19 protein-coding genes are annotated in these 15,463 nt (G+C 57.5%); all 19 read right to left on the minus strand.

The annotated features are described in order from the left end of the window. Nucleotides 1-50 precede the first annotated feature (50 nt). Nucleotides 51-1,613 (minus strand): hypothetical protein, encoded by a 1,563-nt coding sequence (locus V5E97_RS06795; protein WP_406698558.1) that lies wholly within the window; start codon nt 1,611-1,613, stop codon nt 51-53. Beyond that, nucleotides 1,613-2,308: a hypothetical protein gene (locus V5E97_RS06800; RefSeq protein WP_406698559.1), complete on the minus strand. Its 696-nt coding sequence runs from the start codon at nt 2,306-2,308 to the stop codon at nt 1,613-1,615. The genes V5E97_RS06795 and V5E97_RS06800 overlap by 1 nt, the downstream gene beginning before the upstream one ends. Nucleotides 2,309-2,374: 66 nt before the next feature. Next, nucleotides 2,375-2,794 (minus strand): hypothetical protein, encoded by a 420-nt coding sequence (locus V5E97_RS06805; protein WP_406698560.1) that lies wholly within the window; start codon nt 2,792-2,794, stop codon nt 2,375-2,377. Between the two features lie 50 nt (nt 2,795-2,844). After that, a complete protein-coding gene (locus V5E97_RS06810) occupies nt 2,845-3,393 on the minus strand; it encodes a hypothetical protein (protein WP_406698561.1) in 549 nt (182 codons plus the stop codon). Between the two features lie 5 nt (nt 3,394-3,398). Beyond that, nucleotides 3,399-3,788, minus strand: coding sequence for an HK97 gp10 family phage protein (locus tag V5E97_RS06815; RefSeq protein WP_406698562.1), 390 nt, complete (start codon nt 3,786-3,788; stop codon nt 3,399-3,401). Nucleotides 3,789-3,798: 10 nt separating this feature from the next. Continuing rightward, nucleotides 3,799-4,323, minus strand: coding sequence for a hypothetical protein (locus V5E97_RS06820; protein ID WP_406698563.1), 525 nt, complete (start codon nt 4,321-4,323; stop codon nt 3,799-3,801). A gap of 1 nt (nt 4,324) precedes the next feature. Then, a complete protein-coding gene (locus V5E97_RS06825; RefSeq protein WP_406698564.1) occupies nt 4,325-4,795 on the minus strand; it encodes a hypothetical protein in 471 nt (156 codons plus the stop codon). Between the two features lie 11 nt (nt 4,796-4,806). Continuing rightward, on the minus strand, nt 4,807-5,010 hold the full coding sequence (locus tag V5E97_RS06830; RefSeq protein ID WP_406698565.1) for a hypothetical protein: 204 nt from the start codon (nt 5,008-5,010) through the stop codon (nt 4,807-4,809). Next, the gene (locus V5E97_RS06835; RefSeq protein ID WP_406698566.1) at nt 5,007-5,273 is read right to left on the minus strand and encodes a hypothetical protein; all 267 of its coding nucleotides are present in this window, start codon (nt 5,271-5,273) and stop codon (nt 5,007-5,009) included. The genes V5E97_RS06830 and V5E97_RS06835 overlap by 4 nt, the downstream gene beginning before the upstream one ends. A 2-nt stretch (nt 5,274-5,275) precedes the next feature. Beyond that, entirely contained in the window at nt 5,276-6,406 is a 1,131-nt protein-coding gene (locus V5E97_RS06840; RefSeq protein ID WP_406698567.1) for a hypothetical protein, read from the minus strand. After that, nucleotides 6,399-6,758, minus strand: a complete 360-nt coding sequence (locus V5E97_RS06845; protein ID WP_406698568.1) for a hypothetical protein — start codon at nt 6,756-6,758, stop codon at nt 6,399-6,401. The genes V5E97_RS06840 and V5E97_RS06845 overlap by 8 nt, the downstream gene beginning before the upstream one ends. A 563-nt stretch (nt 6,759-7,321) precedes the next feature. Next, complete coding sequence (locus V5E97_RS06850; RefSeq protein ID WP_406698569.1) at nt 7,322-7,819, minus strand: hypothetical protein; 498 nt, start codon at nt 7,817-7,819, stop codon at nt 7,322-7,324. 90 nt (nt 7,820-7,909) lie between these two features. Further along, a complete protein-coding gene (locus V5E97_RS06855) occupies nt 7,910-8,944 on the minus strand; it encodes a hypothetical protein (protein WP_406698570.1) in 1,035 nt (344 codons plus the stop codon). A 90-nt stretch (nt 8,945-9,034) separates the two neighbouring features. Next, the gene (locus V5E97_RS06860; RefSeq protein WP_406698571.1) at nt 9,035-9,670 is read right to left on the minus strand and encodes a hypothetical protein; all 636 of its coding nucleotides are present in this window, start codon (nt 9,668-9,670) and stop codon (nt 9,035-9,037) included. A gap of 71 nt (nt 9,671-9,741) precedes the next feature. After that, nucleotides 9,742-11,190, minus strand: coding sequence for a S49 family peptidase (locus tag V5E97_RS06865; RefSeq protein ID WP_406698572.1), 1,449 nt, complete (start codon nt 11,188-11,190; stop codon nt 9,742-9,744). An 18-nt stretch (nt 11,191-11,208) separates the two neighbouring features. Further along, nucleotides 11,209-11,364: a hypothetical protein gene (locus tag V5E97_RS06870; RefSeq protein WP_406698573.1), complete on the minus strand. Its 156-nt coding sequence runs from the start codon at nt 11,362-11,364 to the stop codon at nt 11,209-11,211. Nucleotides 11,365-11,697: 333 nt separating this feature from the next. After that, entirely contained in the window at nt 11,698-11,946 is a 249-nt protein-coding gene (locus V5E97_RS06875) for a hypothetical protein (RefSeq protein ID WP_406698574.1), read from the minus strand. Beyond that, nucleotides 11,946-13,520 (minus strand): phage portal protein family protein, encoded by a 1,575-nt coding sequence (locus tag V5E97_RS06880; RefSeq protein ID WP_406698575.1) that lies wholly within the window; start codon nt 13,518-13,520, stop codon nt 11,946-11,948. Before V5E97_RS06880 ends, V5E97_RS06875 begins: the two co-directional genes overlap by 1 nt. Nucleotides 13,521-13,591: 71 nt before the next feature. Beyond that, nucleotides 13,592-15,208: a terminase large subunit domain-containing protein gene (locus V5E97_RS06885; RefSeq protein ID WP_406698576.1), complete on the minus strand. Its 1,617-nt coding sequence runs from the start codon at nt 15,206-15,208 to the stop codon at nt 13,592-13,594. Nucleotides 15,209-15,463 lie beyond the last annotated feature (255 nt).

Consider the following 15,463-nt stretch of genomic DNA (forward strand, 5'->3'; position numbering starts at 1 on the left):
TTGCTCGTTTTCAGGGCCTTGGTTGAACAGCCGGTCAACAACGCCCTCTTCTACTTTCTTTTTGGAGTCGGAAAAGATATCTTCAGAGGCCGTTTTTGCGTTCTCTTCGGAAACACCAAACTGATGGAGATATTCGGCAATCTTCTTCCTGGCCTCGTCAGGCGACATGTCTCCGGCAACGGTCTGGATCGCAAAACCTTCACTGATCGAATCGACGCCAGGAGCGGCCGCGCGACTGTCTTTCTCGTTCTGTTGCCGTGCCTGTTTCGCTTCTTGTTCTTTCCGTTTCTTCTCGACCTCAGCCGCTTTTGCTTCGCGGGCATCCTTGTTGCGTAGGTGGTCGGCGTCGGTCTGCATGAGCCGAACGAGTTCCGCGCCTCGCCGGAGGTCAGTTTGCGTTTCCCCGCTTGCTCCTCAAGGTAGCCCATTCGGCCAAGTTCTTTTTCTCGATCTTCTTCGACGGCCTTGGCTTTTCGTTTGGCTTCCTCCGTGGCCGCCTTGTCTTTCTTTTGTTCTTCCTCGGCCTGATACTCGGCCATTTTGGCTTTTTTCAAAGCTTCGGGGCTTGTGTATTCGAGCCGCGTAGCAACAGCATCCATTTTGCCGCCGTCGCCTCTGATTCTCCGTCCAATCTCATCGCGAGCCTGCTGGCCATCTTCGGTGTCTTGCTGCGCCCGCAGCATCAGTCGGCTCGCTTGCTTTGTCTTCGCGCTGGCACCTTGATCCGAAATCTTATCTCGCTGATTTTCGAGATCGGCGATTTTGGCGTCTGCCGAGAAGTAGCCGCCGGATTCGAGGGCGGTCTTGTTCTCTCTGTAATACTTGATTTCTTCGTTAACTTTGTCGATTTGTTTCTGGATCTCAGGAGACACGGTCATCGTTTTTTCGAGAGCGGCTCGAACCACTTCGGGGCCGGCTTCGCTGTAGACATCCTGGACGGCTTTCCGTGTCTCCATTTTCGACTTCGATTCGCCGCCCATCATCTTTTCGATGTCTTTTTCTTCCTTCTTGTACTTGTTCAATCGCTCTTGCTCGTCCGCCGTTCGACTGGTCGCCTTGGCCAAGGCTTCCATTTCTTCGGCTTCCGTCTTCACGGTCCCCTGGCCGATCAGTTCCATAAACTGATCCCAATGGGTGTAAAGCTGATAGATTCCAACGGCTGCGAGTTGAGCCGCCGCCGCAACGCCACCCGTCGCACCTAACCCATAAGCAAGTGGGCCTATATTGTTAACGATGCCCGAGAAGCCGTATTGAACGTCGTCCGCGATATAGCCAAGCTGCATGAGGGCCTGGCCCATGCGGCCAGATGACTGAGTCATCTGATTGGCACTCGCGTTGAGAACCTCTAAGCCCGTGTGGAGAGTGCTCGTGGCTGCGTAGGCTGCCTGCATTCGAGTTGTCAACTCTGTGGCCGTTGCGCCAAGAGCCGCCATGCGGGCACTGAGTTCTGATGCCGTGATCGCACCGTCAGCAAACTCTTGCTGGAGTTGCTTGACCTCCTTGTTCACTGCGTCGAGGGCATTCCGTGCTTTAGCCAAGCCCTGATCGAGATTGCCCGTGCGAATGTCCAAATCGGCGTAAATACTTCCAAGGTCGATCCCTTGTCCCGCCATTACTTGCTCCCTTCGGATTTACCGTAGAATCGTTCGCGTTGCTCTTTGATCGCGCGGGCAATCGCGTCGGCATTCATCGCGATCGGAATGCCGGTTTCCTCGGGCTGGCCACGACGACGAGCGTTCATGAATTCGCTAACCGTCAACCCGTACACGTTGGCATAAGTCCATCCTGGGTGCGACTCGATGACATCCTCGATCAGTTTCCCCCAGGTCATTTCGGGGGATGGCCGCTTTGCAACCCCAAGCCCAAGCATTCGCTCCAGGGATTTCAGCGTTTGCGAGCCGTGGGCAATCCGCCAAATCTGCATGTGCTCTGAAGTGCTCGCGAGCATGGCGAACTTGGCCGCATCCACGGGAGTCAAGCCGGGCCGGTTTTTCCGTAACGCCACCCAGAAGAACGCCGCCACGCCCTCCAGGCTTTCGTAGAACGGCCTGCCAGACGGCTCGCCATAGATCGGCGGTCCCGTTTCGGCGGTCTCATACGCGGCCACCAGGAGCTTCCGGCGGTCGTCGCCTTGGGTGGCTTCAAGCTCGCTCTCGATCGCAACCAGGGGGTCGACCCATTGGCTGTCAAGAATCGCTTGCAGGTCGGCCAGGTCGTTCAGGGTGAATTCGGATACCTGGAAGGTAAGACCGGCTTTGGCGATCGTGACCGGCCTGGGTCTCGGGATCAAAGATGTGATGGAATTCATGACGCCCCCAAAGTAAAACGGCCGCCGCGACGTGCGACGGCCGAGCGTGCGAGCGATCAGGCCAGATTACGGGCCGGGCCGAGTGGTCGTGATCGCCCCTTGGTTGCGGACAGTGAACGAGTATTTCAATCCCGCCTTGACGTCCAGAATCGGCGTGGCAACCTCGTTGAACCGGGCATTGCACGCGAGGTATGGGCCGTTCTCGTTCGCGTTGTCGATAACGATCGGGAAGATATCGCCGGACTTGAAAACCGGCGGATTACCCTTCTCGAAAACGGCCGTGAAATTACCCGTCATGGTCTGATAGGTTTTCACATCTTCATAGGCGGCTCCGCTCTTGTTGTTCGTCATCTCGTCCACGCCCCAACTGAGCGTGTAACTTCCGTTGATGACCTTCAATTCGGCGGTGTTGGGATCGGCACCGAGAGTGAACAGACTCTCAATGCAGGGGATGTGCGTTTCGGCCAGTGCGGTAGGCGCTGCCATTTCAGAAAAACTCCAAGAGAGAAACAGGTGAGAAGCAAGCCAACCGCAGGTTAGCCAGCAAAAACGAGCGTCAGGCTGGTGATCGTGCTTGCTCCGGGGTCGATCGTGATGACCTTGTGGGTGGCATCAACCGCCAAAGCTGTGGCTTTGCAGATCGAGTGAAAGACCGTGTTTCCGGTCGGCTTGCCGTCAACCACGGCCGCGCCTGGCATGCCACCGTAGACGGTTTGATAGGCTCCGGTTCCAGGCCAGGGAGCCGCGAAGCCATTGGACGATCCGGGGCCAATTTTGAAGTCATGCCCGGCGGTCGGATCAGAGTTGATTGCCTGAATCAACCGGATTCCTGGGGTCGTGAAATTGACCGTTCGGCCACCCACGCCAGCCAGAGCCGTCAGGTCGACATCAAACGGAGCAGAAACATTCGTGTAAGTTTGCGACCAAACATCGGTGAACTGTCGGCCCGCCGGCTTGGATGCTCCGATTTCAATTGGCGAAGTGCCGACTTGATTGCTCTCGGTTGCAGTGCCGGCCGTTCCGCTCGTGAAATTGGTCGTCAGGCTTACGCTCGCCTGAAATCTTCCGCTGACAGTTGTTGACATTCAAATTACTCAACAGTGGCTCCAAGCTGCCAACGGCTATCGCTGGTGGTTGGCGTGTCCGCGACAAAGGTTCGCATAACGATTTCGGGAAATGCTTCGGCCGCATCGACGATCGCCCGAGTCATAAAGTAGACACCTGGCACCCAACCGCCTAAATGCTGGTTATGGCCGAATTCCACGTAGTAAGCGTAGTGGGCACGCACGGTGACAATGTAGATATCGCCAAGATTCGATTCAATTACACCAATCGTGTTGCTGAGAAACCCGGTGTCTTTCGGGCAATACTGGTAGGCCCGCTCGGCAATCAGTTCGGCCATTGCCTTCTTGGTTTCGTCGGCCTTGGCAAGTAGGTGGGATTTAACGGCCTCGCCATTCCATACAAACTTGTTTTCCATGTGGATATTGTTATGTCGGAATCATTGAACGACCAATCAAGAAAGAGAACTGGCAGTGAAACGCCCAGACGATTCGATTGCCCGGCCCGCGTCCTGCCTGGGTGGCTCGATGCTTGATCCCTGGAATCGCGGCCATCTCGTAGGAGTCGACGGCCTTGATCGGAACGCGCGGGACAATCACGCCATCGGTGTAAATCTTCGGGGCCAAGACTTTGTAGAGGTTCAGTCCAAGCGTGTCGGCCTGAACATCGCTGTAGGAAAGAATCGTGAACTGAACAACGGATCGCTCCCAATAGGTTTCCGAATTGTTTAACTCGGGAGTGTCCGCGATCGGGGTATAGATCAGGATCGGGAGCGTGTAACGGGGAGCCGCCTGTCGAAAGTAAATCTCGGTCAGGTCGGCCATAGGTTCAGCCGATTTGAGATAATTCCTCAACGCGATCCAGAACGTGTCAGCGTAGAGAAACGAGATCATTCCGAGACCGCGAGTGTGGATCTGAGGAAGCCCAAACCCACTGGATGATAATCGGATCATATTATCTCGCGGTTACGTTGCCGTTTCCGTCAACGGCAAGGTCGAACGTGCGAACCGGGCCGGAATTGTCGGGGAGTTTTTTTGTGTACGTCCGTGTCGCCGGGTTGGTTGATTCCTTTGCGAATGCCTCCGTCCAGCTACCCAAGAGGGCATCGCCCACGGTGGGGGCTGTTACGTCGTCTTGGCTGCGGATCGGGATGGCGGCCGTCAGGTCGATTTGCGCGGTTCCAACCGGGTTGATTGCCTCGCTGGCGAGCCGTGGATTCCCACCGTCGTTCGTGTCAAACGTGATTGATCCACTAAACGTCGTATCAAGAATCACGGATACTTTGTAGATTCCGCTGGCCGCGATCGGCTCGGTAATCCCACTCGTAAGCCAGGTTGTCCCGTTGTTCACGGTGTAGCGGACTGACGAGAGTCCAGACCTGGACCGGCCCGCGTTGAACGTGAAGACTTTGGTGTATGTGGCCATTTCATTCTCGTTTAGACGGCTGAGATCGCGTCGAGTTCGGCTTGCTGAGCGGCTAGGGCTTCCTCGGAGTTGCGGTTGTCACAGTGGAACTGACCGAGAATGCGTAGCCCCACATCGTCGATCGTGCCGAGGAAATCGAGGGTTTCGGCGACCGATCCGTCCGAGATCGTGACTTGGCTTGCGTCTGGCTCGACTGTCGTGATTTCCCAACTCATACGTCAGGCCCCAGAGGTTTTGCAACGCGGTTGGCAAGCGATCGCCGCAAGCTTTCCCAGAGTTCCATCGTCATCGCGTCAGGCTGATAGCCTTCGCCAAGATCAATGCGAGTCGGCGTAATATGCGCGAGCATTTGCCCCGGAATGGCGAAGGTCATTGACGGACATTTCGAGTCGCCCTCGCTTGACCGAATCAGGAAAGTCAACGGCCGTTCTTCTTCGGCGAAGTAGACAGGCTTTGCGTTGCTCGTGAATCCGCTCATGATTATGTCCCCAGACCAAAGGTTCTTAGAACGTCATACGCTTTTTGAAGCATGGCTTGTTCCGCGGCCCCATAGCTTGCGGCGGCCGTCGCCGCACCCATCGTGACTCGGGTGGACGGGGCCGCTCCAAGAAAGCCGACACCAGGAGCCGACCCGTTGTCGCTGCCTCGAATGATAAACCGGCTGCCCGCCCTATTGATCAAAGACCAGGTGTCTGTGTTGAGCACCATCGATCCGCCGGTTGCGCCCGAAATTGTCAGGATATTTCCGGCCAATCGATAGAAACTCGAATTCGCTCCTGCATTGTACGTAATAGATGTGGATGTAGTTGCATTAAATGTTGCCGATGCGAACTGGGCAGAAGTGGCCCGACCGATATTCAACGTGTCACGTTGAGTGCCGGTCCCGATGGTCTCCAGAGAAAACCCCGGGTCGCCTGTCGAATCGCAGAGGTAGAACCGAGTCAAACCGTCAGTGGTTCGATATAGTTTACCGAGTTGATTGGAATGGTTTTCTTCGTTGAAGTAGATTGTCGAAGTGCCAAAAGCCACCTGTGGCTTTTTAGATGTCTTGTTGACAACATAAGTTATTGGCCTGAGTTCGATGGCCGGATCACCGCCGACACCTGGAAATATGACTGAGCCTAAATGGACTTCAAAATGCGGCACGCCGCCCAAGTAGTAGTTCGACTCGATCCGGTGGGTGCAACTCGGCTGAGACGGATCGAGTGGTCCGCCTTCTTTGTAATTGTATCCCCAGCCGAAGACTACATTTTTCTGGGGATCTAAGCCGCTTGGGTCATTGTTTGGGCTAGAACCAATACCGAATCCGAAATGGCAGGAATGCGGGTCATCTGACCAAACCTGCAACACCTGATCGTTTGTCCGATTGCCCATTTCGTGAACATGGCAACCTGTGGCATCGATCCGTGATCCGACGACAAGACTTCCGTCTTTATATATGCGGTTCTCTTGGATATCAGCAGTCTGCCCACTCGAAAAAGGCTGAACAATGACGGCCGGGGAAGCGATATCCGGCGAACCGAGAATCTTGCCCGTCAGAACTTGCGCGACCCGAGAGCTACCCAAAGTTCCATCAAGGTCTTCAAGTGAGCTTGGAACAAAATCAGCCATTTGCCTCAACAACCTCACAAGGGATTCGCCAAATCACTTCCAGGCCGCCGGAGTCTTTCGGGGGAGTGATTACGGACAGTTCTTTGTCTCGCCATTCAAACGTGTCGCCAAATGCAATTGCTTTGATAACTGGATCGTCGGCCCACTGCAAAAGCACGTCGTAACGGGTCGCCGATTGCGGCATCTGGCCGACCGTGCCAGCCTTGGATTCAACCGACCTGCCTGACATCGGCTGGACGCTGGCCATGTAGGGATAGCTTGGCCCATCCGTAGGAGTTGGCCCGCCCTGCGGCGATAGCGTGTAGACGACGGGACGGAAAACTACGGGTTGGTTGAACGCCTCGGCCGGCATCGGTCGGAGTCGGCGGGGGGCGCGGGGAAGTAGCGTCACGGGTAAGGCCAACTCCCTGGGCGGCTTCGCGTCCCGCACGGGTCAAACGGATCATTTGGCATTCGGAGCGGAGCGGGCGTCATGCTGGCCACGACAGCGGATGGGAGATCAGGCCCATACGGCTCGGCCGCTTTAGCTTCGAGGGCGGCCAGATCGGCACGAACGTCATCAACAAATTGGTGAGCTTTTAACTCGTCAACCCCGGCTTTCCAGTCCACATCCGTTGTTTTGAACAGAATGGACTGCATGGCGTTCAGGCAAGCCAGGTCGCAAAGCCGTTCGACTCGCCATGCGTTTCGGGCCGGAGATGATAGGCCGGAATCGTAAAACCCGGCCAAGTCTGCATCCGTCACCAAAAGGGGGGCTGCCATGGGAAACCCCATGCCCGCCAGAGCCTTCCGAATCGGCCCATTCAAACTCGGATTTGTTCCATCCGTAATAACTGACATTCCCATGAATGCCATTCTTGGCCCAATTCGATCGACAATTTCAGCCTCAACGGCGGCTCTGGCCAAAGACATGGGTTATCTTCCTCGCTTCCGGGAACTGGCCGGCTCGGCCTTGGGCGGCTTCCAATCCTTCAGGCGTTCGGCTACGGCTTCCGGCGAGAGGATTTGGCCGTCCTCTCCAAGAGCGACGATCGCTCCGAGTTTGAGGAAACTGGGCAGGTCGGCGGGCGAATCGATGTCCTCGAAGCTGATTCGCGAGCCTTCGGTGAATTCGCCGAACCGGCGGTGGATCACAAGAAATTCGGCATCTTCGCCCCGGTCGACGATGGTTTCGCCGGCCACGCGGGGATGCTTGAAGACGATCGACGGCATGGAAATCGAGCCATCAACCAATTGAGAGATCGCCGAGCTTTCCGACGTCGGAATCGGAGGCTGAACCGGGGGTGAAATCTCAGCCGCTGCCGTCTCGGCCGGGGGTGGATCGCTCTTGGGCGGATCACCTGCAACCGTCTCATCCGGCAGGGGAGCGGTTAGCGTGATGGTCGCGACCGATTTATCAATGGGGCCAGGCATCAAATATTGCTCAATATTAGTAGGGCAAGGAAAGAATTCCGCCCGAATCGTCTCGGGCGGAACGGCCAAGGATGTTATCCCTAGGGAGGATTAGGGGACGTAGGCATTGACAACGATGACGGAGCCGGGGAACTGAATGAGCGGCCCGCCGTTGTGACCGTCATGAACTTCGACGCTGGCCGGGATTTCCTTGTCGCCCTTGATGATGACTCGGCTGTAGGGCTTGGGAGCCCCGTTCGGGCTGTTGACGTTCTGGGTGTAGCGGTAACGTCCGAGGGCCACGCCCGACTTCCGCTTGCCGATCACCAGGCCCTTGCCGGTCGGGATGAAATACTGGAACGTCCCGTTCGCGTCGATGTAACCCTCGTCATAAATGACGATCTTGGGGATGTCATTCATGATGAGAACTTCGTTGACGTTGTTCAACGAATTGACAGTGTTTCCGCCACCCAGTAGGACGCCGCCAAGATCGTCGGCGTTGGTGTTGGCCAAGATCGACCGAGCCGTCACCGAGTTGTAGAACTGAACCGCGTTCCCGCCAAACGAACAGGATTGCCCAACCCCATAGTCTCGGAAAGTCCGCATGCCAGCGAGCGGCGCGGCCGTTGCTTTGTTGGCCGGAGACCAGAGCGGCGAAGGGGTGAACTGCGGAGGCGTGTACGATCCGCTGTAGGTAACTCCAGTGGTCGGATGAGCCACGCTGAACGTGCCCGCGATGAGCAGATCCCAGACGATTTTCTCAACCAGGTTGAGCCGCCGCGTCAACAGTTGCTTGAACGCTTCGGCGACGAGATCGTTGAGCTTGATCGGCCCGCTGCTGTAGGTTGCACGCCGACGCCGACGAGTCATCTCCTCTTCGTCCAGGGGGATGAATTCGCCGTAGACGCCAGGCTCGGCCCGGTATCGCTTGGAGCCGATACGGGGGACACTCATAGGAAGGCCGTTGTAGCCGCGAAGCTGCTGCAGGCCGGTGTAATTGTCGAGTTGTTCCCACTCGATCAAGTGATTGTCGTCAGAATCGAACGGGAAATACTTGAAGATCGGCGAATCGATCGTGAGCCGGGGCAGAAGCGTCTGCTCAATCTCTTCGATGTGCTTGGTTTCAGGGTAAACAAGTGCGGGCATGAATATGGGCGGTTGGCCGCCTCTCCAGTTGCATGATTTGGAATTAAGAGGGGGATGCCGCCCAAGAGAGACGGCATGCTGCGACGTGGATTAGGCGATCTTGACGAGGCCGGTCGTGATCGTGCCCGCCAGGAGCTTCGCGCCCGGCATGGCCGCCAGGGCTACGGCATCGAGATTCGGGATTTCCGACGCCTTGAACTCGCCAGTGAAGTAGGGGGCCGGAACATACGTCCCGTCCTCATCGTTGGCCGAATCATTCAGGTAGGCCACGCCGTTCGCGTCCGTGCTACAGGCGGCCGGCAGGACACACTTGGGCGTCGAAGTCCCCGCGTTTCGGACGACGGTTCCCGTGTCGGCGGCACTTGAGACGTTGGAGGCGGTTTTCGCGTAGGTAAAGGTGGTGGGGGTCGGTACGGACAAGACGGTAAGGCCGGTGCCGTTGATCGTGGTCGCGGTGACAGCCGTGACAGCCACGGTCGAATCGCCGACCTTGAGCCCGTGCGGCCCCTTGGTCGTAACCGTGGCAACGTTGGAAGTCAGCGAGACGTTGGTGATCGTAATCGTCAGTCCGAACGTGCCAGGCGTTCCCGTTTCGCCGAGTAGCGAACCGGCCGGGTAAACCGTGGACGCGACCAACTTAACAGGCAACCGGACCTGCTTTCCGGGGGATCGTTGCGGGTGGACCTGGGTCGGATTGCAGGTCCGCGTCGGAGTGTCGTAAGCCAAGATAGGCTCCAATTGCAAAATTTATATGTGGATGGTTTGGTTTCGGGCCGGTCGGCTGGCCGCTGTCGGGCTTACTCGCCTTCGTTGATGGCCGCGAGCATTTCGGCCACGATCTCTTTGTCTTTCGCGGCCTGCGTTTCGTTTGGAGTCACGGCGGCGGCCGGAAGCCTCTTGAACCCGCCGGCCTTGAAAAACTCGGTCGCTTCCTCGGCGTCGGTCGGGATGCTCTCGGTCGTCAACCCGTTGGGTTTGCGGCCTTCGATGCTGGCCTTGAAGCTGCCCAGACGAGAGAAGCTCGCGATAGCAGTCACAGCGTCGGCCTTGGAATACTCGACGTAGGCAGCCAGATAAGCTTCACGATCGGCGGGGACCGTCTTGCCATTCTTCACCTGAAGGTCGAACCATGTGCCGGCCTCGGCGGTCAGGGCGGTGTCCTGGGTGGCTTTGAACGCGTCAAGCTGGGCCTGTAGCTCCAACTCGCGGGCGGTCGGGCCGGCGGGAACCATCAATTGAGACGCTTGGAACTTGGCGAGAGAAGTGGCAAAATCCTCCGTCTTGGGCTGCACGCCAACGACAGCCTCAGTCTCATCAACATCCATCGTGTCCGGGGCACCGGCGGCGATCCATTTGGGAATCAGACCTTTGAAATTGAACTTCATCACATGATCCTTGCTGCCAGCAACGGCGGCCCCGCCGTGCTTGATGGGAAGGGACGATCCGGCGGGGCCGCCGTTTGACAATTCGGTGATGAGGGCTTCCAGACTGCCCAGGCGATCGGCCATGCCGGCATCGACGGCCGCTTGCCCGATCTTGAGGCCGCCGGCCCCGAAGTCGCTGACAACTTTGGCCGGGGTCGTCTCGCGATAGTTGGCGACGGCCCCAATGAACACGTCGGCCATTCCATCGACCATCGCCTGATACTCGGCCCGGCCTTCCTTAGTCTCAGTGCTCAGGCGCTTGTTCGGTGATTGCGACGAGACGAATTCGATCGTCTTCCCGTCGTCCGTGGTCCGCGACATAGGCCAAACCACGCCGACCGACCCGAGAATCGCAGAGGGGGAAGCCACGATTTCCGAGCCGGCCGACGCGATCCAGTAACCCGCCGATGCTCCAAGGTTCGACACATACGAGACAATCGGCTTGATTTGTGATCCCGCGTGAATCAGTGCGGCCAGTTCACCAATGCCAGCCGCTTGGCCGCCGGGGGAGTCAATTTCAAGGATGATTGATTCGATATTCGGATCATCAATCGCCGTTTGGATATCGCGAGAAAGATGTTCTACGGTTGTTCCGCCGCAAATATACGTGAACAGATCGGCATATCGGCTAATGACGCCGATCACAGGAACGACGGCCACGCTTCCCCGAATCCGCACGCCTTGCGTATTATCGAGCGGCTTGCCGACCTTAGCTAAGACGGCTTCAACGTCGTTCATTCGCTCGGCGATGGCGATCATCTGTTCGACACGATCGGGCAGCATGGCCCAAGGTCGAGACAAGATGTATTCGGGAGCTTTCATGGATTCGATTCGCTCTGGTTAGTGACTCGGAGTGAATTTATTGCGGTCGCTCAACAGCCGAACCATCAAATAGGCCACTAGCGACAAAACCAAGAGTGACCAAATCGACTGAATTGCCCGGTCAAACGTGACCATCGCGTTGTAGTGCGTGAGTGCGGTGTAGTAATCCATCATCGCCCCCACTTCCTGGCCGCTCGTCTGGCAGTTCGCAGGATCTTCTTTTGTTTCCGTCGTTCCTGGCGATTCCCGCCGGGGGCTGTCTTGCTACCCAAGAGGGCAGCGCCATCAGGCGTTGGCTCGTGACTGAATGGGTGGCCGGTTTGCCAAGGCATCGCCCGCCAGTCGGTCATGATTGCGATAGCCTGAGCGATCGGAATGGGCGGTTGAGCATGGTAATCGGCTGAGTAACTCATCACTTATCCCCCCTTTCGTAGTGACCCTTCGTAACCCACCAGCCGGCGAACATGCCGCACGCGTAAAACCACAACTGTTCAGCGGTTGGCCATATCATTTGGCCGCTCCGAGAATGAACCGGAGAACCCACAGTACAGCCGCAACGGCGAACACGTTCATCCACGTTAAAGCGAGGATGACATGACCCGCGATCGTGTTGACAGCAAAGATGCCGACAGCCGCAACCGCCATTAAAATTCCGAACCCAAGGGCAATCATGAGTGGAACCAGGATCGCAACCGCGACCACAGCCAAAACCGCATAGACGCCCGAAAGATCGCTGAATTTTACAGATTTTGACATTACTTATCCCCCTTCGGTGACGGCTTACCGCTCGCAGGCTTGCCACTCGGCTTAGCCTTGGGCGGCGTTCCCTTGCTTCCCTTCTCTCCGCTCTCGGGCGGCCCCCCTGGAGGAGCCATCTTGGCGGCCAGGTCGGCGGCTTTTTGGGCGGCCTCGTCTGCGGCGGCCTTGTCTGCCTCCATGTCTCGCTCAGGCAAGCCCAGGTCGGCGTCCATCTCTTCAAGTTGGCTCTCGCCAAGCGTGTATCCAACGCTTGCGGCGGCCGTCCACTTCGCGGGCAAATCTTGCTGTTCGGTCTGACTGATGATCACGATCGGCATCAGGGCGTCGGCCACGTCTTTGCCGAAGTTCAGAGCGACCGAATCGTAAAGCAACTGCTTTTCTAGCCAGTCGCTTCCGGCCTCACGACCGTAGTCGATCACAAGCCCGCGTGTGTTCTCGGCCGTCTCAGAGTCGGCCTTGGAGCCGTGTTTCGCTTCGAGGCTGGCCCGCGTTTGCAGGCCGATAGCTAAGCAAATCTGTTGATCAAACAGGTTGAACCCATTCAGGAATGCTTCGCCGTTCGATTTCGGCTCGATAACGTGGAGTTCCGAACCGGCCGGACGAACGACAACCGTGTTATTCGCGAACGCCACTAACTGACTGGCGTAGCGTTGGCCGGGGGAGACGATCTTGCCGGGGATTTCTTGGCCCGTAACCGAGTCAACCGCTGGCCCCGGTGCCGTGTCATTCTCAGAGAGAACCCCATCCAGGCTTGGCGAGCCAAACCTTTGAAGATGTGCGTAATAGTACGGCTTGACTTGCTGTTTGAGATTCCACCAATCATAGGCGGCCCTCAGTGCGGACGTGCCACGAGGATCATTATCCTTGGGCAGCCAGGTCATGATTGCGAATTTTTCGGGAGGCAAAATCAGGAAACCCGACTCGCTCCCCTTAACGCCGGACGGTACGAACGTGATAATTCCGACCACGTTCATGAAGGCATCAACTACGTACTGCCAGGCCCATTCGGGCTTAACCTTGACCGACTTCAGGCCGAGCCGACCCTTATCAGGTCCAGACTCGCAAAGCTCGCGGGTCGGCTCGGCCAGCTTGCTCCCCATCCCCATGCAATCGTACATCTGAAGAAGCGTGGCTTTGATCGGGGTTCGGAGTCGTGCAAGCTCGCGTTCGCAGAAATCGGCAACCTCTTGGGCTTGTGCTTCGTCGCCCGACAACACCTTGCCCGGCTTTGCGGGACGTTGTTTGCGGGTTGCTGGCGGCGAATAGCGGTAGCCCAGAGGTTTGATTCTCGGCTGAATCTGAATCGGTCCAGAAAGGATGGCCAATTTTAGGGCCAAGTACGAAGAGTAGACCGCCGGGTCGGTAAGCATTACTTCATAAGGGTGGCTCCCGAAGTTTCGCGTTACGTCGTCGAACTCTTTACCTAGGATCTGCGGGATGGCGGGCGTCAGTCGGCCCGGTCCCGCCGCGATGTATTCTTGCTCCGGCCGGGGATTCTTGATGGGTTCGCCGATAACCGGCGACCCTTCGGAATAACCCGTAGTATAAACTGTTGAGCCGAAGTAAGACATAATCGCTCGAAGCCGTGAAAGAGTGAAGGCTACATGTATTCCGCCGTAAACCCCCTATTACGAAAAGAATTTCAACGCAGAGAGCCGGGAATCCCCTTCGGAGGCGGGGCCATCGTCATGGATGGGATTTGCTGGAATGGAGTGATCGGGCCGCCCACGGCACCGCGTTGCGAGGTTCCGTCCGGGAGCATTGCCAGGGCAACCGCGTCGGCCTCGTCTGGCGAGTGGCCGAGTCGTTCCTTGATGTCGTCCTTGCTCTCGAACTTGATGCCTTGCGGGGTGATCTCGTAGCGGCCGGCGCAAAGCTCGGCCTTGAGGTTCGCGCCAGGGGGCAAGGCCGGCTCGTGGCCGTTTTCGGGGTCAAGTAGCTCTCTCAACCGCCAGTACATTTCGGCCCGAACGTTGACGCATCGGAATTTCTTGCTCTTGTCGCGGAACTCTGACCGGCAACCTACGTTGATCGCTTGGGCGCGAACTCCATAGCCGTCAGGGGGCATGTCCGCAAGCCGTTCTTGGGCCGATGCCCCGTAGCCGATTGCGTCAACATTGGTATATGCCCCATCGCGGAGAATCCGCATGGCGATCTTGGCGGCCGACATGCCGTCCGGGGTTTCCTTGCCCGCGTAGGACTTCACCGGAGCGAACCAGACGCCATGCCGAGGGGCGAACGCGGTCTTATCCTTGCCGCCGTGGGCCACGTCAAACCCGAGAACATCCATTGGGCCAGGCTGATAACCGGCGGCCTTCAAAGCTACCCAGCGAGCCTGGGCAGCCTCGACCCACGCGGACGGCAGCATCTGCCAGGGATCGACGCCCATGCCTGCCCGGAAGTCGCCGTAGAGGAGCTGAGAGCGTAGCGGCTCGGGCAGCGAGTTGAGTTGACGGCCATAGCCGGTCTTCATAAGTCGCGGGTTGTCGGCCAATCTCGCCGGGAAGAATGTTCGGCTCGTCGGCTGAATCTCTTCGCCGAAATGGGCGAACGTTTCGCCGTCCTCGCATTCAACCTCTTGGCCGTCGATCATCGCGTACCATCGCAACTCGCCGGGCTTGGCCGGTCGCGGATGGTCTGGGTCAAGCCAAGGCGAGAAGAATCTGACAACCCACATGCCAGCCGTGTTGGTCGGGGGGTTGAAAGTCATGAGCACGCGTGTGCGTTGCCCCTCGCGGACGGTTCTCAGCCAGCCCATCGTGGAACGGACTTGGGACTCAAGAAACTCCGTCGCCTCGTCATAGGCTTTCAGGTCGTGCGGGCGGCCTTTGTAATTCTCCCAACTGTCGGGGTCTTTCATTGACCCAAACTCGATCGTGGCCCCCTCGGGCAGCGTCAGCATGCCCGATGAGCCGTTGAATCCGACCCGGTAGCTTGCCGTGATTTCCTTCGCGCGAGCAATGATATCGCGAATCTGCGGATACTCGCGACGGAAAATAATCGACTTATGATGCTGTGTTGCGGCAAGCCCGATAATTAAGTCGCTCTTGCCACCGCCGGCCGCGCCCCCATAGCCAATCACGTCGGCTAGGGAGTTGTAGGCCGCTGTCTGGGGGCCGGGATCGGGCGTCCAAGCTTCGGCCTCGGTCGCGGCTCTCTGGGCAGCCTCTTGCTCTGCGATCTCAAGAGCCAGGATTGCGGCGGCCATCTTTGCTTTATGAGATAGCCCCTTTTTCGTGGGCCGAGACAGTAGTTTCATGGGATTTTAGATTTCCTGCAATTGCAGGGTTGACAGGAAATTGATTCGCGTTATTATTGGGATAGATGGCAAGTGAGACCGCTTGACCTTCGGAAGTAATTCGCCAGAAGGCAACCGGACTTGGTAATGCGTGGATAACAGCCACCACGACACCCGCCCCTTGTGCTAATGAGGGGCAACTGAACCCTTCGTCTAATCAGGTAGGACGCCTCCCCCGCGTGGAGGAAAAGCTGGTTCGAGGCCAGCAGGGTTGTC

This window comes from Singulisphaera photorubra (assembly GCF_045290345.1).
Classification (GTDB): Bacteria; Planctomycetota; Planctomycetia; order Isosphaerales; family Isosphaeraceae; genus Singulisphaera.